This is a genomic window from Nocardiopsis protaetiae, assembly GCF_045446735.1.
GTDB classification, from domain to species: Bacteria; Actinomycetota; Actinomycetes; order Streptosporangiales; family Streptosporangiaceae; genus Nocardiopsis; species Nocardiopsis protaetiae.
Window position 1 is genome coordinate 17,530 of sequence record NZ_JBJJBV010000039.1, and the last position, 17,525, is coordinate 35,054.

6 protein-coding genes are annotated in these 17,525 nt (G+C 69.8%); 5 read left to right on the plus strand and 1 reads right to left on the minus strand.

From position 1 onward, the window contains the following. Window positions 1-67: 67 nt before the first annotated feature. On the plus strand, window positions 68-781 hold the full coding sequence (locus ACJOT3_RS09040) for an NUDIX hydrolase (protein ID WP_406970813.1): 714 nt from the start codon (window positions 68-70) through the stop codon (window positions 779-781). Between the two features lie 12 nt (window positions 782-793). Here the strand turns inward: ACJOT3_RS09040 and ACJOT3_RS09045 are convergent, their stop codons facing one another. After that, window positions 794-2,515: an HsdM family class I SAM-dependent methyltransferase gene (locus ACJOT3_RS09045; RefSeq protein WP_406970815.1), complete on the minus strand. Its 1,722-nt coding sequence runs from the start codon at window positions 2,513-2,515 to the stop codon at window positions 794-796. 483 nt (window positions 2,516-2,998) lie between these two features. On the opposite strand from ACJOT3_RS09045, the gene ACJOT3_RS09050 reads away from it, so the two are divergent. The 4 genes from ACJOT3_RS09050 to ACJOT3_RS09065 all read left to right on the plus strand — a co-directional run bounded on the left by ACJOT3_RS09050 (window position 2,999) and on the right by ACJOT3_RS09065 (window position 17,506). Continuing rightward, window positions 2,999-9,280, plus strand: coding sequence for a protein kinase domain-containing protein (locus ACJOT3_RS09050; RefSeq protein ID WP_406970817.1), 6,282 nt, complete (start codon window positions 2,999-3,001; stop codon window positions 9,278-9,280). 144 nt (window positions 9,281-9,424) lie between these two features. Continuing rightward, on the plus strand, window positions 9,425-12,442 hold the full coding sequence (locus ACJOT3_RS09055) for a DUF8741 domain-containing protein (RefSeq protein ID WP_406970819.1): 3,018 nt from the start codon (window positions 9,425-9,427) through the stop codon (window positions 12,440-12,442). Further along, window positions 12,442-16,539 (plus strand): Eco57I restriction-modification methylase domain-containing protein, encoded by a 4,098-nt coding sequence (locus ACJOT3_RS09060; RefSeq protein WP_406970821.1) that lies wholly within the window; start codon window positions 12,442-12,444, stop codon window positions 16,537-16,539. The genes ACJOT3_RS09055 and ACJOT3_RS09060 overlap by 1 nt, the downstream gene beginning before the upstream one ends. A gap of 127 nt (window positions 16,540-16,666) precedes the next feature. Further along, window positions 16,667-17,506: an IS5 family transposase gene (locus ACJOT3_RS09065; protein ID WP_406970823.1), complete on the plus strand. Its 840-nt coding sequence runs from the start codon at window positions 16,667-16,669 to the stop codon at window positions 17,504-17,506. Window positions 17,507-17,525: the final 19 nt, after the last annotated feature.

Sequence of the window (17,525 nt, forward strand, 5' to 3'; positions counted from 1 at the left end):
ATTAGGGTCGATGTGACCATAAGTGGTCGCAAGGGTTCAGGTCAATATGACCTTTAAGGGGGATGTGGTGGACGACCGCTTGGCGAGGTCCGTCGGTGTGGAGTTGTCCCTGGTGACGGTGGACCTGGCCATCTTCACCATCAGGGACGGAACACTGATGATCCTGCTGATCGAACGCGGAGAGGAGCCCTTCCGGGGCCGCTCGGCCCTGCCCGGCGGCAGGGTGCGCAGCGGTGAGACCCTCGACGGAGGGGCCGAACGCGAACTCATGGAGGAGACCGGCATCGACGGCGCGCGGCTTCACCTCGAACAGCTCGGAGCCTACGGCGACCCCGGGCGCGACCCCCGGGGCCGGGTCGTCACCGTCGCCTACCTGGCCCTGGGGCCGGACCTGCCCGAACCCGTGGGCGGAACCGATGCCGCGCACGCCCACTGGGCGCCGGTGGCCGACGTCCTCGGTGACCCGGCCTCCCTCGCCTTCGACCACGGCCGCATCCTCGCCGACGCCCTTGAGCGCATCCGCGAGAAACTGGAGTACACCACCATCGCGGCGGCGTTCTGCCCCGAACCGTTCACCCTCACCGAGCTGCGCACCGTCTACGAGGTGGTCTGGGGGCGCGGGCTCGACCCCAGCAATTTCCGGCGCAAGGTCACCAAGGCGGAGGGTTTCGTGGAGGCCACCGGTGACCAGCGCGCCCGGCAGGTGGGCAGACCCGCGGCCCTGTACCGCAAAGGGGAAGCCTCACTGCTCGCCCCGCCCCTGTTGCGGTCGGCCTCGTGACCGCCCTCTGAATCAGTTCGCGGAGTCGGGACCACCGTCCTCCGGGACCAGTGCCCCCGAGGTCAGGCCCTCCCGGGTGAGCTCCGCCGCCCGGCGGGCCAGCGCCGCCAGCTCCTCCGCCCGGCGCTCGAACTCCTCCAGCGCCCGGAACGCCGCCCCGTACCGGCGCTGGTCGGCCGTGCCCATCTGCGGCACCCGCGCCGACCGGGCATCGGTCCGGTGGGTCCCGCTGGCACTGGTCGAACGCCGTGTGTTGGCGGGCGCCGCCATGAACCCCCGCAGGAAATCGGTGTCCAGCCGCTCGTCCACCGCGCGCGGCGCCTCGCCCGCCACGTCCACCAGCCCGGCGTCTACCAGGTCCCCGACCCGCACCTGCGTCCCCGACCACTCCACCGCACCCGTATCCGTTCGCGAGGCCGCCCCCGCCCCGGCCCCCGCGGCCGACACCTCCGGCAGCAGGGCGTCGATCTCCTTCGCCGCCCGCCGCAGCTCCTCCCGCAGCGACGCCACCACCTCGGGCAGGTCCTCCAGCCCGGGGGCCAGGTAGCGCCCCGGCGTCAGATCCACCTCGTCGTCGAGCAGGTCGATGAGCGGCACCTCCGCCCACCCCTCCTCCGGCCACGCCCACGGGCCGTCCGGGTCCGCCCCGGACAGGTCCCACATCCGCACCGACCGGGCCGTGTCATCGGCCCCGGCCGGGCGTCTGAGCAGCCACAGGTGCACCGGCTGGGAGTGGGCGGACGCCAGCCCGGCCGGCAGCGCCACCACGTCCGTGAGCAGCCCGCGCCGCACCAGCTCGGCGCGGGTCCGCCGCCCGGTGCGCCGGTAGGCGCACGAGGTGGACAGCACCACGGCCGCCTGCCCGCCCGGCTCGGTGTGGGCGTACGCGTGCTGCAACCACGCCAGCTCGCTCTCCGCCTTGGGCGGCACCGCCAGCTCCCACCGCGGGTCCATCAGCAGTTCCTCGCGACCCCAGTCGGTGGTGGCCGGCGGCGGGTCGCACACCACCAGCGGCACCCGGTGGCCCTCCCACCGGTCCGAACGCAGCGCGTCACCGACCCGGACGTCCGCCCCGGCCCCGTGCTCCAGCTCCGCCCGGGCCCGGGTGAGCCGCACCGCGTCGGGGTCGGAGTCCTGCCCGGTCCGCTCGGCGCCCGGCGCCCCCACCCCGAACAGCAGCGTCCCGGTCCCGCAGGCGGGGTCGAACACCCCGGCCGCCGTGCCGTCGGTCAGCGCCGCCAGCGCCTGCACCAGCCGCCTGGTCGAACCGGACGGGGTGCCGGCGCGCTCCCCGGCGTTGAGGAACCGCTCGGCCAGAGCCCGGGACACCTCGGCGGGGGAGGACTCGGCGACGAGCTCCCCGAGCAGCCGAACCGCCTCATCACTCAGCCCGCCCCGGTCCCCGGCCCCGGCCCCGCCCCGGTCCCCGTTCAGCAGGTACCCGGCGGCATCGGCCAGCGCGGGGAGCATCCGCCCGGGGTGGTCGCCGCGCAGGGTGTGCCACAGCCGCACCTCGGTGGACTCCTCGACCCCCTTGTTCTGGCTCTCCAGCCAGGCGCGGACCCCGGTCAGGGAGAACAGCGGGCTGGACGAGGTCCCGCCGACGGGCGAGGGGAAGTCGTCGTGCCGCCGGCGCCAGTTGGAGACGGCGGCGCGGGTGACACCGGCCAGCCGCGCGATGTCGGCGGCGGTGACCTGCTGTTCCTCGGCGGAGGTCCGGTCGCGGGAATCCATGGGGGTCACAGTACACGTCCGGCTATCAACAGCCACAGAGGTGGTTGTTTGCGTTGTCAACACCTGGCCGCGTCAGAGCACCCGTCCCACGACCGTCCCACAGAGGGGGCGGGGAGGAAGGCGGAAAGGAGAGGTGGAGAGAAGAGCTGCGTGACGAAGGGGTCTCATGCGTCATCCTTCATTCCCTTCCACGCGTCCTCTTGCGTGCAAGACAATGGGGAACCCGGTTCCACCTAAGCGGCTTCGGGAGACTTCCCTCCTAGGGTTGCCCCCTCCTCTGGATCTGTGTATGTTGGCGAAGTAAACAGCATCAAAGTTTTCTGTTGACTGGAAACTGTGTACTCCGGCGCGACCTTGCCCCGGCCCTGAACCCGGGCCCGCTCCGTTCGCCCTTCCGGCCCCCACCCACAGGCGTACGGTGAGTGCACACCCCCGGTCGACACGGGTCGGTACATCGGTACAGCGGAGCGCGAGGGAACAGCGATGGAACGGCAGTACGTGGCGGACCGCTTCCGCCTCGACGGGAGCATCGGCCGCGGCAACATGGGCGAGGTCCATCGCGCCGAGGACACCGAGCCACCCGGGGGCGCCTCCACCCCCGAGCAGGACCGCCGCGTCGCCGTCAAGCTCATCCTGCGCCGCCGCTCGGGCGCCCCCGTCGACCCCGAGGACAAATCCGTCAAGCGCTTCCTGCGCGAGGTCGACATCATGCGCCGCTTCGACCACCCGCGCATCCCCCGGTTGATCGACGGCGGGATGGACACCACCGGCGGGGACAACCTGCCCTACCTCGCCATGGAGTTCCTGGACGGGCGCACCCTGCGCGACCTGAACGGCGAAGTGCCCCAGCTCCCCGTCGCCTGGGCGACCGCCATCGGTGCGCAGATCGCCGACGCCCTCTACACCGCCCACGCCGAGGGCGTCGTCCACCGGGACCTCAAGCCCGCCAACGTGATGATCACCCGGGGCGGCCTGCTCAAGGTCCTGGACTTCGGCATGGGCCGGATCGTCGACGACCCCGACCTCACCAAGCTCACCAGCACCGACACCACCGTCGGTACCGCCCGCTACATGGCCCCCGAGCAGTTCCAGGGGGCCAAGGTCACCTACGCGGCCGACCTGTACGCCCTCGGCTGCGTCCTGTACGAGCTTCTCTTCGGCGCGCCGCTGTTCAGCGGCACCACCAACTTCGAACTCGGCTACAAGCACAACAACGAGGACATCCCGGCGCTGGGCCTGTTGCGCGCCGATCTGCCCAGGCCGCTCATCCACCTCATCGAGCACCTCCTCAAGAAGAACCCGGGCGAGCGCCCCGGTGATGCCGCCGAGGTCCGCGACACTCTGCGTGCCCTGACCGCCGCGGCTCCCGACGTGGCCGTGGACGACTGGGAGGATTTCGACCCCCGCGCGCATCTGCCGGTGCCCGTGCCCGCCGCGGTCCTGCCCGACAGCACTGCGGCACGTCCCGTCCATGACGCTCCGGCCGGGGTCATGGACGTGTTCTCCCTGCACGAACAGCTCATCTCCGAATACCGGGACTTCACCCAGGGCGGCACCGTCATCCGTGACGAGCGCATCGCCGCCTTCCTCCAGCGGAACCTGGACTCCAAATCCCAGTGGCCCGACCCCTGGCTGTCCCTCAACCCGTTCTTCGCCTCCGGCGGCACCGTGCCCGAACTCGTCAGCGGGGGGTTGCTGCACCCGGAGAACGTCCGCATCTTCCAGACGAAGAAGAAAGAGGGGAGCACGGTCTGCAACGGCAAGCCCCTCACCCTGCACCGCCATCAGCGCGAAGCCATCGAGGTCGCCCAGAGCGGGGCGTCCTATGTCCTGACCACCGGTACCGGCTCCGGTAAGTCGCTCTCGTACATCGTCCCCATCGTCGACCGGGTCCTGAAGGAGCGCGACAGGGAAAAGGCCGAGGGCCACCACACCAAGCGGGTGCGCGCCATCATCGTCTACCCGATGAACGCCCTGGCCAACAGCCAGCTGAACGAACTGCGCAAGTTCCTCGTCGACGGCTACGGCCAGGGACGCGAACCCGTCACCTTCGCCCGCTACACCGGCCAGGAGAGCGAAGAGGTCCGCAAGCGGCTCCGGGACGATCCGCCGGACATCCTGCTCACCAACTACGTGATGCTGGAGCTGATGCTCACCCGGCCCGACGACCGGCGCTCCCTCATCAAGATGGCCCGGGGCCTGGAGTTCCTCGTCTTCGACGAGCTGCACACCTATCGCGGCCGTCAGGGCGCCGACGTCGCCCTGCTGGTCCGCCGTGTCCGCCAGGCCTGCCAGGCTCCGGACGTGCAGTGCATCGGCACCTCCGCCACCATGTCCTCCGAAGGCACCCTGGACGACCAGAGGAACGTCGTCGCCGACGTCGCCTCGAAGATCTTCGGCACCCGCGTCGATCCGGGCAACGTCATCACCGAGACCCTGGTCCGGGCCACCGCGGAGGGCCCCGCCCCAGTGCCCGCCGAGCGCTTGGACGGAGATTCCCCGCGTTCTTACAACGACCTGTACCGCGACCCGCTCGCCCGCTGGATCGAGTCCACCTTCGGGCTGACCACGGAGCCGCATACCGGCCGCCTGGTCCGTCAGCGCCCGACCAAGGTGGAGGACGCCGCCGCCGAACTGTCCAGGATCAGCGGTGTGCCCGTCGACCGCTGTGTGGAGACCATCCGCCGCACCCTGGAGGCGGGGGCCCAAGCGCTGAACCCGGGCAACGACCGGCCCCTGTTCGCGTTCCGGCTGCACCAGTTCCTCTCCAAGGGGGACACGATCCACACGACCCTGGAGCACCCGGAGGAGCGCCACCTCACCCGTGAGTACCAGCTGGAGGTCCCCGGCAGCGACGGTCACATCCTGCTGCCGTTGGCCTTCTGCCGCGAGTGCGGCCAGGACTACATGACCGTGTGGCGGGTGGAGACCGCGGCCGGCACCGTCTACCGCTCCCGCCGGGCCGGGATCCCCACGGAGAAGGGTGCCGTCGAGGGCTACCTGTACGTCTCTCCGGACGCCCCCTGGCCCTCCGGCCTGGACGAGGCCCTGAGCCGCAACCTCCTCCCGGACTCGTGGATCGAGCTGGACGACAACGGCCAGGAGAACGTCAACAAGAACTACCGCGACCACGTCCCCCGCGCCGTCACCGTCGACGCCCGCGGCACCGAGGGGCAGGGCGAGCTGTCGGCCGCCTTCGTCCGCTCCCCGTTCCTGTTCTGCCTGCACTGCGGTGTCAGCTACGAGAACAAGCGCGGCAAGGACTTCGCCAAACTCGCCACCCTCGACCAGGAGGGGCGGTCCTCGGCGACCTCCCTGATCTCCGGCACCATCGTCCGCGCCCTCAAGGCGGTCCCGGAGGAGTCCCTGCCCAAGGAGGCCCGCAAGCTCCTCACCTTCGTCGACAACCGCCAGGACGCCTCCCTCCAGGCCGGGCACTTCAACGACTTCGTCCAGGTCGTCGAGCTGCGCGGCGGCCTGTACCGTGCTCTGGCCGAAGCCGGGGAGGAGGGCCTCAACTCCGAGGACCTGGCCTCCCGGGTCGCCGAGTCCCTGGGTCTGGAGCAGAAGGACTACATCAAGAACGCGAGCGAAGAGAAGCAGACCGGCCCGCGCATGGCGGCCCAGGCGGCCAGCACCCTGCGCGACGTCATCGCCTTTCGCCTCTATCTCGACCTGGAACGCGGCTGGCGGGTGACCATGCCCAACCTGGAGCAGACCGGCCTGCTGCGCATGGACTACGCGGACTTGAGCTGGGCCGCGGAGAACCAGGCGGGCTGGAACGGCACCTTCCCCGCCCTGCGCTCGGCCGACCCCCACCTGCGCGCGATGATCCTGCGCGCCCTCATGGACGAGATGCGCCGTGCCCTGGCCATCGACACCCCCTACTTCCGCGACGAGGCCTTCGAGTCGCTCCAGAACGCCAGCGAGACCCGGCTGACCGAGTCCTGGGCGCTGGCGCGCGGCGACCGCGCCCGGGTCGCGGTCGCCTACCCGGCCCCGTCCAAGCGCACCCTCAACCCCAACGGGCTGTTCCTGTCCGGGCGCGGCAAGTACGCCAAGTACCTCAGGCGCACCGACGACTCCTTCAAGCACCTGAGCACCGACGAACTCCAGCAGGTCATCGCCGACCTGCTGGCGGTCCTGGCCGACGCGGGACTGATCACCAAGGTCAAGAGCGTGCCCGGCCACACCCGCCACCGCTACCACCGCACCGACGGTGAGGCCGTCACCGGCTACCAGGTCGACGCCGGCTGCCTGCTGTGGAAGGCGGGGGAGGGCCTCTTCGGCGCGCAGGACCCGCTCACCCGCACTTACGCCAGCGGCGACGGCCCCCGCGTCAACACCTTCTTCCGCGACCTGTACCGGGGCGCGGCCCGCACCCTCACCGGCCTGGAGGCCCGCGAGCACACCGCCCAGGTGCCGCCGGAGATCCGCGAGGAGCGCGAGGACCAGTTCAGCAAGGCCGACCTGCGGCTCCTGTACTGCTCGCCCACCATGGAGCTGGGGGTGGACATCAAGGAGCTCAACGCGGTGATGATGCGCAACGTCCCGCCCACCCCGGCCAACTACGCCCAGCGCAGCGGCCGCGGCGGCCGCAGCGGCCAGCCCGCCCTCATCACCACCTACTGCGCCACCGGCAACAGCCACGACCAGTACTACTTCCGCCACTCCGACAAGATGGTGTCCGGGGTCGTCCAGGCCCCCCGCCTGGAACTGGCCAACGAGGACCTGGTCGCCGCCCACCTCCAGGGCATCTGGCTGGCCGAGACCGGCCTCAAGCTGGGCCGGGCCGTCCCCGCGGTCATCGACATCGGCTACGACGAGGACCAGCGCGTCCCCGCCCCCGAACTGCCCCTCAACAGCGACGCCCACGCCAAGGCGTTCGACGAGGGCGCGCGCCGCCGCACCATCGCCGCCGCCCGCGAGGTGTTCGCCGACGTCCTGCCCCAGCTGGAGGCCATGACCTGGTGGGACGACTCCTGGCTGGAGCGCATGGTCCAGAGCGCCCCCGAGCGGTTCGACCGCGCCTTCGACCGCTGGCGCGAGCTGTTCCGCGCCGCCCTGGTCGACCAGGCCGAGCAGAACCGCCGCCGCCTGGACCACAGCCTGTCCGAACGCGACCGCAACCAGGCCAAGCGCCGCCGCGAGGAGGCCGAGGTCCAGATCGCCCTGCTCAAGAACGAGAGCCAGGACAGCAAGTCGCTGCTGAGCGACTTCAACCCTTACCGCTACCTGGCCAGCGAGGGGTTCCTGCCGGGCTATTCGTTCCCGCGCCTGCCCCTGGCCGCCTACATCCCCACCCGCCGCAACCGCTTCGACGAGGGCGACTTCCTCCAGCGGCCCCGGTTCGTGGCCATCCGCGAGTTCGGCCCCGGTGCCCTCATCTACCACGAGGGCGCCCGCTACCAGGTCACCCGCATTCAGCTGCCGCCGGACTCCACCGGCGACGTGGTCACCACCACGGCGGTGCGCTGCGGCAACTGCGGCTACCACCACGACCCGGAGCAGCGCATCGACCTGTGCGTGCTGTGCGGGGAGAAGCTGACCGGCCTGACCCCCAACCTGCTCCAGCTGCACACGGTGTACACCACCAAGCGCGAGAAGATCTCCTCCGACGAGGAGGAGCGCCGCCGCGCCGGGTTCCGCCTGGTCACCTCCTACAGCTTCGCCGACCACGGCGGCGGCCGGGAGGGGCGCCAGGACGCCAAGGTGTCCGACGGCGCAGGCTCCCTGGCCACCCTGCACTACGGCGACTCCGCCACGGTCCGCATCACCAACCTGGGCCGGCTGCGCGCCAAGGACGACGAGCCGGACGGCTTCTGGCTCGACCCCACCACCGGCAAGTGGCTCAACGAGGCCACCGCCAAGAAGGCCATCGGCGACACCTCCGAGACGCCCCTGGTGGAGGACGGCGCCGACGCGGGGGAGGAGCGCGTCCACAAGAAGCGCGTCATCCCCTACGTGGAGGACCGCCGCAACATCCTGGTCCTGCACCTGGACCGGGCCCTGCCCCAGGAACAGGCGCTGACCCTGATGTACGCGCTGGAGCGCGGCATCGAGGCCGCCTTCGAGCTGGAGGACACCGAGCTCACCGGCGAACTGCTGCCCCCCGACGAGGGGCCGCGCGGCCGGATGCTGTTCACCGAGGCGGCCGAGGGCGGCGCCGGCGTGCTGCGCCGCATCCAGCACGACCGCGACGCCCTGGCCACCGCGGCGCGCACCGCCCTGGAGATCTGCCACATCGACCCCGACACCGGCGTCGACCACGACACCGCGTGCGCCCGCGGCTGCTACGACTGCCTGCTCACCTACTACAACCAGGCCCACCACCAGCTCATCGACCGCCGCCTCATCCGCGACCTGCTGCTGCGCCTGACCGACGCCGAGACCCTGCCCACCGGCAAGGGGGTCTCGCGCACCGACCAGATGAAGACGCTCTCCTTCCAGTCCGACACCGGCCTGGAGCAGCGCTTCGTCACCTGGCTCAAGGAGCACGGCCACCGCCTGCCCGACGAGGCCCAGGTGCTCGTCCCCGAGGCGTCGGCCCGGCCGGACTTCGTGTACCGGCTGGCCAACGCGGCGGTGGCGGTGTTCGTCGACGGGCCCGTCCACGACGACGCCACCGTCGCCCAGCGCGACGCCGAGGCCGAGGACCGGCTGCTCGACATGGGCTGGGAGGTGGTCCGGGTGCCGCACGACGCCGACTGGAGTGTGGTGGTGCGACAGCACCAGGACTACTTCGGCCCGGGCAGCCGCCGCTGAACCCCAAGGCCGGTCCCGGTCCACCCCGGACCGGCCGCCGGGGAACCGGAACCCCACCGGGGTCCGTCCGGCCCGTGACGGACCCCGCCGGTCCCCTGTAGAACTCGAAACGACGTCCACCACGACACCGAGGACACCCTCACGATGACCACCGCGTACGCCCCCGGTTCCCTGGTCTCGGCCAGGGGCCGCGAATGGGTGGTGCTCCCCGAGAGCGCCGACGACATGCTGGTCCTGCGCCCCCTGGGCGGCAGCGACGACGACGTGGCCGCCCTGTTCCCCGCCTTCGAGAAGGTGGCGGCGGCCAGCTTCGCCCCGCCCACCCCCGACGACCTCGGCGACGCCCGCGCCGCGGGGCTGCTGCGCAGCGCCCTGCGCATCGGCTTCCGCTCCGGGGCGGGGCCCTTCCGGTCCCTGGCGGGGATCGCCGTGCAGCCGCGCGCCTACCAGCTGGTACCGCTGCTGATGGCGCTGCGGCAGAAGACCGTGCGCATGCTTATCAGCGACGACGTCGGTATCGGCAAGACCGTCGAGGCGGGGCTCATCGCCTCCGAACTGCTGGCCCAGGGCGAGGCGAGTGGGCTGGCGGTGCTGTGCTCCCCGGCGCTGGCCGAGCAGTGGCAGGAGGAACTGCGGAGCAAGTTCGGCATCGACGCGGAGCTGGTGCTGTCCTCGACCGTGTCCCGGCTGGAGCGCGGCCTGGACCTGGGCCAGTCCCTGTTCGACCGGTACAAGCACGTCATCGTCTCCACCGACTTCATCAAGTCCACCCGGCACCGTGACGACTTCGTCCGCCACTGCCCGGACCTGGTCATCGTGGACGAGGCGCACACCTGCGTGTCCGCCGACGAGCTGGGCGGGGGAGCGGGCAAGCGCAACCAGAACCAGCTGCGCTACGAGCTCCTCCAGAAGGTCTCCGCCGATCCCGAGCGCCACCTGCTGCTGGTGACCGCGACTCCGCACAGCGGCAAGGAGTCGGCGTTCCGCAACCTGCTGGGGCTGGTCAGGCCCGAGCTGGCCGACATCGAACTGGACTCGGCGGAGGGGCGGCTCCTGCTGGCCCGCCACTTCGTCCAGCGCAAGCGGGCCGACGTGCGCCACTACCTCACTGAGGAGCGGGGCGGTGCGCTGGCCGAGAGCACCGCGTTCCCCTCCGACCGCGAGTTCAAGAACGAGCCGTACAAGCTCACCCCCGCTTACCGGGACCTGCTCGACGACGCCCTCGCCTACGCCAAGGACCGCGTTGAGCAGGGAACCGCCCAGGGCAAGCGCGAGGCCCGGGTGGCCTGGTGGTCGGCGATCGCCCTGCTGCGCTCCCTGGTGTCCTCGCCGCGGGCCGCCGCCAAGACCCTGCGCACGCGTTCCGCGGCCGCGGCCGCCCAGACCCCGGAAGAGGCCGACCGGCTCGGTGCCCCGCTCACCCGGGACGCGGCCGACGCCGACGCCCTGGAGGGCATGGACACCGCGCCGGGCGCGGAGACCTCCCCGGAGGGGGCGGACGGGACACCGGCCGCCAAGCACGATCGGCTGCTGGAGCTGGCCGAGCGAGCCGAGGCCCTGGAGGGGCCCGCTCAGGACCGCAAGCTCAAGGAGCTGGTCAAGCACCTCAAGGGGCTGTTGGAGGAGGGGTACAACCCCATCGTTTTCTGCCGGTACATCGACACCGCCGAGTACGTGGCCGACCACTTGGACGGCAAGCTCAACGGGCGTGCGTCGGGCGGCCGGCCGGGGTGGAAGACCACGGTCAAGCACGTCACCGGCAAGCTCTCCCCGCAGCAGCGCGTCGAGCGCATCGAGGAACTGGCGGAGGAAGCGGCCGCCGAGGCCGCCCGCGCGGCCGTCGACGAGGAGGGCACGCAGGCCCGCCGGGTTCTGGTGGCCACCGACTGCCTGTCGGAGGGCGTGAACCTCCAGCACTACTTCGACGCGGTCGTCCACTACGACCTGGCCTGGAACCCGACCCGCCACGACCAGCGCGAAGGACGCGTGGACCGGTACGGGCAGCAGCGGGACGTGGTGCGGGTCATCACCATGTTCGGCGAGGACAACGTCATCGACGGCAAGGTCCTCGAAGTCCTCATCAAGAAGTACCAGGAGATCCGCAAGGCCCTGGGCGTTGCGGTGTCCGTGCCGGACGAGACGGCGGCGGGCGTCACCGACGCCATCGTGGACTGGCTGCTGAGCCGGGGGCGCGAGGCCGAGCAGGAGGCGCTGTTCGCACCGGAGGACCTGGTAGCGCGGACCGAGGAGATCGACAGCGCCTGGGAGTCGGCGGCCGAACGGGAGAAGACCTCCCGCACCCGGTTCGCCCAGCGGGCCATCCACCCGGAGGAGGTGGCACGCGAGGTCGCCGCAGTTCGGGAGGCCCTGGGCGGCGCGGGTGAGGTGCGCGAGTTCACTGAGAACGCGCTGCGGGCGCTGGGTGCGCTGGTCACCGCGCTGCCGGACGGGGACGGCGGGTTCCGTGCGGACGTGTCCCCCACTCCGGTCGGCCTGAGGGACGCCATCGAACCCTTGGTGGGAGCGGACGTGGTGAGCAAGAGCCGCCCGTTGCCGTTCCGCGAGACGGCGGCCGTGCCGCGCGGGGAGGCGGCGCTGGTGCGCACCGACCCGGTGGTGGGGGCGCTGGCCTCGCATGTGCTGGACACCGCCCTGGACGCCGAAGGTGAGCCGGACAAGCGGCCGGCGCGGCGCTGCGGCGTGATCCGGACGGACCAGGTGGGCACGCGGACCACGCTGCTGCTGGTGCGGTACCGGTTCCACCTGACCCTGCCGTCCCGGCACGGGACCCGGCAGCTGGTGGCGGAGGACGCCCGGCTGCTCGCTTTCACCGGGGCGCCGGACAAGGCCCAGTGGCTCACGGCCGAGCAGGCGCGCGAGCTGGTGGGTTACGAGGCCACCGAGAACACCGCCCCGAACATGGGTGTGAACACCATGCGGCGGGTGCTGGATGCTCTACCTGCCACGACCGGGCACCTCAACGCCTATGGCGAGGAGCTGGCCGCCGAGCTCGCCGATTCCCACCGCCGGGTGCGCGTGGCCTCCGACGAGATCCGCCGCGGTCTCAAGGTCGAAGCCCAAAAGCCCGCCGACGTCCTCGGCGTGTACGTCTACCTGCCCACCGTCGCCAACCCCGCTGCCCCCGTCGGAGGTGCCGCCTGATGTCCGCCATCGCACGCAACCGTGTGTTCGAGTCCGCCCAGACCGTGGGCGGTCTGCTGCCCGCGGACATGCTCGTCCGCATCTCCGAGGGCAAGGACGTGGAGGGAGCCAAGCCCGCCGACTACGGGGTGCGGGTCGGCTCGGTGTCGGACGACGCCGAACGGCGTTGGGAGTACCTCAAGGGCGTGTGGCGCGAGCTGCGCAAGAAGCTGCCGGTGGAGGGGAGCGGTGAGGGCCCGGCGATCGACTCCACGAACGCGGCACGTGCGCAGTGGGCGGAGCCGCTGTTCAACGAGCTGGGGTTCGGGTGGCTGAACGCCGCACCGGGGGAGGGGATCGCCTCCGACGACGGCGCCAAGCGGTTCAAGATCTCGCACCTGTGGCAGCACGTGCCGATCCATGTCGTGGCCTGGCACGCCGACCTGGACAAGCGCCCGGGCGGTGCGGGGACGGTACCGCCGCAGTCGTACGTGCAGGAGATGCTGAACAGCTCTTCGGAGCACCTGTGGGCGGTGGTGACGAACGGGCGGCAACTGCGGCTGCTGCGCGACTCCAGCGCGCTGGCCACGGCCTCGTACGTCGAGTTCGACCTTGAGGCGATCTTCGACGGCGAGCTGTTCAACGAGTTCGTGCTGCTGTACCGGCTGCTGCACGCCTCCCGGTTCGCGGTGGAGGCGGAGCAGCCGCCGTCCACGTGCTGGCTGGAGAAGTGGCGCGGCGAGGCGATCAAGTCGGGTGCCCGTGCGCTGGAGCAGCTGAGTGAGAGCGTCCGCGAGGCGATCTCGGCGCTGGGCACCGGATTCCTGAAGGCCAACCCGGACCTGCGCAAGGACCTGGACGTCAAGGCGTTCCACGCGGCGCTGCTGCGGCTGGTGTACCGGATGCTGTTCCTGTTCGTCGCGGAGGACCGCGACGCCCTGCACCCGCCGGGTACGGATGGGCAGGCGCGGGAGCGGTACGCGAAGTACTTCTCCTCGGCGCGGTTGCGGCGGCACGCCCGTCGGCGCCGGGGGACCTCGCACGGCGACCTGTACCAGGCGCTGACGCTGGTCCTCGACGCGCTGGGCGGCAATGGTGAGCACCCCCATGGGCGGCCCGAGATCGGGGTGCCCGCGCTCGGCGGTCTGTTCACGGACACGGAGGCGGACGCACCGCTGCGCGGGCTCAAGCTGAACAACGAGGCGCTGCTGGGGGCGGTTCGGCACCTGGCGCAGGTGCGCGACACGGCGTCGCGGCGTTGGCTCGCGGTGAACTACCGCAACCTCGACGCGGAGGAACTGGGGTCGATCTACGAGTCCCTGCTGGAGCTGGTGCCCAAGTACAACGTCTCGGACCTGTCGTTCGAGCTGCGGGTGATCGGCGGCAACGACCGCAAGACGACGGGGTCGTACTACACGCCGTCCTCGCTGATCGAGACGCTGCTGGATTCGGCGTTGGACCCGGTCATCGACGACGCGGTCAAGCGCGGCCAGGAAAAGGCGGCCAAGAACAGCAAACCCGACGCCACCGAATCGGTGGTGGCCGAGCTGTTGGACCTGACGGTGTGCGACCCGGCCTGTGGGTCGGGACACTTCCTCGTGGCGGCGGCACGGCGCATCGCCAAGAGGGTTGCGGCTGTACGCGAGGGCAACCCCGAGCCGACGGTGGGCGCGGTGCGCCACGCCATGCACGAGGTGGTGGCGCGGTGCATCTACGGCGTGGACCTTAACCCGATGGCTGTTGAGCTGGCCAAGGTGTCGCTGTGGCTGGAGGCGCTGGAGCCGGGAAAGCCGCTGAACTTCCTGGACGCCCATGTCAAGCACGGCAATGCCCTCATTGGTGCGACCCCGGCTCTCATGCGCCAGGGCATTCCCGACGCGGCTTTCATCGCGACCGAGGGCGATGACAAGAAGCACGCCAAGGCTCTGGAGAAGATCAACGCCAAGGAGCACCAGGGGCAGGAGAGCCTGTTCGACATCGAACCGGATTCCGTCAAGGTGTCCAACAGTTCGTTCGCGAGCAGGTTGCGCCAGATCGCGGCCGCTCCGGCCGAATCGCTTGAGGACGTGCGTCGGCAGGAGAAGGCGTTCGAGGAGTTCCAGCGTTCCTCCGAGTACACGCATGCGCTGCACCTGGCGGATGCCTGGTGCTCGGCGTTCATGTCGGTGAAGGACCCGAAGCAGCCGCGTCCGGTCACGGAAGGTGTCTTCCAGGCGTTGCAGGACCCGGAGGGCAGCGGTGCGACCGAGGACACCAACCAGGAAATCGTCCGGTTGCGGAAGCAGTACGACTTCTTCCACTGGTACCTGGAGTTCCCGGACGTTTTCTCGGTTCCGGAGAACGATAGGGGAATCAACCCTGACACGGGGTGGGCCGGTGGTTTCGACTGTGTTCTGGGAAACCCGCCGTGGGACAGCGTGGAGCTGAAGGAACAGGAGTTCTTCGCCCAGCGGGACCCGGAGATCGCCGAGGTTTCTCGGGCTTCCGAGCGCAAGAAGATGATCGCGGGCCTCAAGGACGATCCGGACAAGCAGGGGCTTTACCGAGAGTACGCCGAGGCCAAGCGGAAAGTGTACGCCGAGAGCCACTTCCTGCGTAGGTCCGGTCGTGTCCCGCTGACGGGGCAGGGGAACCTCAACGTCTACGCGGTCTTCGCCGAGACGGACAGGATTCTGCTCGGTGAGCGTGGACGCTGCGGTGTCATCGTTCCGACCGGTATCGCGACGGATGCTCGCACCCAGTACTTCTTCAAGGACCTGGTGCAAAAGGGTTCCATCGCGGCCCTCTACGACTTCGAGAACTCGGCTCCCTTGTTCCCGGGTGTGCACCGCTCGTTCAAGTTCTCCATCCTTTCCCTCGCGGGACGCGACCTCCGCGAACCCGAGGCCTCTTTCGCGTTCTTCTTGCATGACCCGGCCGAACTGGACGACGCCGACAAGGCGTTCACCATGACCCCGCAGGAGATCACTCTCCTCAACCCCAATTCGGGAACCTGTCCGATCTTCCGCTCCCGACGCGATGCCGAGATCACTCTGGACATTTACCGCCGGGTGCCTATCTTGGTGAAGGAGGGCGACCCAAACGGAAACCCATGGGGTGTGTCGTTCCTGCGCATGTTCGATATGGCCCACGATTCTTACCTTTTCCGCACCCGCGAGCAACTGGAGAAGGGCGGCTGGACTCTGGAGGGTAACGTCTTTGTCAAGGGTGACAAGCGCATGCTGCCCCTCTACGAAGCGAAGATGCTCCACCACTACGACCACCGGTGGGCCACCTACACCGAGGACGGCAGCACCCGCGACCTCACCCTCGAAGAGAAGCAGGACCCGAACGCCGTGGTCATGCCCCGCTACTGGGTCTCGGAGGATGCGACCGACACGGGGGAGAAGGACAAGAACGGCAAGCCGGTGATGGAGCCCGGTGTCCAGACCAAGCTGGACGCTGCTGGTTGGGACCGAGGGTGGCTTCTTGGCTGGCGCGACATTACAAATTCTACGAATGAAAGAACTGCTATTGTTGGCGCCTTTCCCAAGTCGGCGGTTGGAAACAGCCTTCCTGTTTCCTTGCTTAGGGCTGATGCGAAAAATTCTGTTGCGGGGATAATCTCCTGTGTTTCCTCCATGGCCTTCGACTTCTGTGCTCGATTGAAGGTGGGGGGGACACATCTCAACTTCTTCATCGCCCATCAACTTCCGGTGATTGCCCCTGGGGGCCTCGTGGGCTTCGTTGAATTCCTGGTTCCTCGGGTTCTCGAACTTTGCTACATGGAATTCGAAATGAAGGCTTTTGCTGAGGATTTGGGTGATGGTGGCGCGCCATTCAGATGGGATGAGAATCGGCGTATGGTGATGCGCGCGGAACTGGATGCGCTCTTCTTCCACTTGTACGGGATCGGCCGTGATGACGTGGACTACATCATGGAGACCTTCCCGATCGTGAAGAAGAAGGATGTGGCCAAATACGGCACCTACCGCACCAAGGAACGCATCCTGGAGATCTACGACCGGATGGCGGAGGCCGGGGTCTCTCAGGACACCCCTCTGGTCGATGGTGAGAACTTCATCTCCGAACTGACCCCGCCGCCCGGTCACGGCCCCCGGCACGCGCCCCCTTCCTGATGTGACTGCGCCCCGCCCCGAGCACTTCGGGGCGGGGCGCCAGCACTCAGAGCGTGTTTGAGAAGGGTGGGTCACGGTCCGAGCACTTCGCTCTCACCCGGCCCCAGGCCCTGTGAGCCTGGCCTTCATGACCCGTGAGCCGACCTACCCCTCGGACCTGACCGATGACCAGTGGGCGTTGATCGAGCCCCTGCTCCCCCCGGCCAACACCGGCGGACGCCCGGAGAAACACCCCCGCCGCGAGGTGGTCGACGCGATCTTGTACGTGGTGCGCACCGGCTGCTCCTGGCGCCACCTGCCCACCGACCTGCCTCCCTGGCAGACCGTGTACTGGCACTTCACCCGCTGGAAACAGGCCGGGGTCACCGACCAGGTCACCGCCGCCCTGCGCCGACAGGTACGCGCGGCCGCCAGCCGAGAGGAGGAGCCCTCGGCGGGGATCATCGACTCCCAGAGCGTCAAAGGAGCCGACACCGTCCCCCGGGCGACACGGGGCTACGACGCGGCCAAGAGGATCAACGGCCGCAAGCGGTTCATCGTCACCGACACCCTGGGGCTGCTGCTCGTTGTGTGCGTGATGGCCGCCTCCGTCCAGGACCGCGACGGGGCGAGAACGACCCTGTTGAGCCTGTACCTGACCACGCCGGTGCGGTTCGTGTTCGCCGACGCGGGGTTCGCCGGAGCCCTGGTGGCCTGGACGCACAGGTTGCTGGCCACGACGCTGCACATCGTGCGTAAAGACCCCGCCCAGGTGGGGTTCGCGGTGATTCCGCGCCGGTGGGTGGTGGAGCGGACTCTGGCGTGGTTGACCTCCCACCGGCGGCTGGCCCGGGACTACGAGCGTCAGCCCGGGGTGGCCGAGGAGATGGTGCGCTGGGCCGCGATCGGGCAGATGGTCCGCCGTCTGGCACGCGGCCGGGAGGCGACCCGCCAGCAGGCCTGGACGAGTCAGGGCCCTATTTCCTGACCCTTCTCAAACACGCTCT

Excerpts from the sequence above, each read along its gene's own strand:
- ACJOT3_RS09045 (WP_406970815.1), bottom strand. The coding sequence starts at position 2,515 with ATGGATTCCCGCGACCGGACCTCCGCCGAGGAACAGCAGGTCACCGCC.
- ACJOT3_RS09050 (WP_406970817.1), top strand. The coding sequence starts at position 2,999 with ATGGAACGGCAGTACGTGGCGGACCGCTTCCGCCTCGACGGGAGCATC.
- ACJOT3_RS09055 (WP_406970819.1), top strand. The coding sequence starts at position 9,425 with ATGACCACCGCGTACGCCCCCGGTTCCCTGGTCTCGGCCAGGGGCCGC.
- ACJOT3_RS09060 (WP_406970821.1), top strand. The coding sequence starts at position 12,442 with ATGTCCGCCATCGCACGCAACCGTGTGTTCGAGTCCGCCCAGACCGTG.
- ACJOT3_RS09065 (WP_406970823.1), top strand. The coding sequence starts at position 16,667 with ATGACCCGTGAGCCGACCTACCCCTCGGACCTGACCGATGACCAGTGG.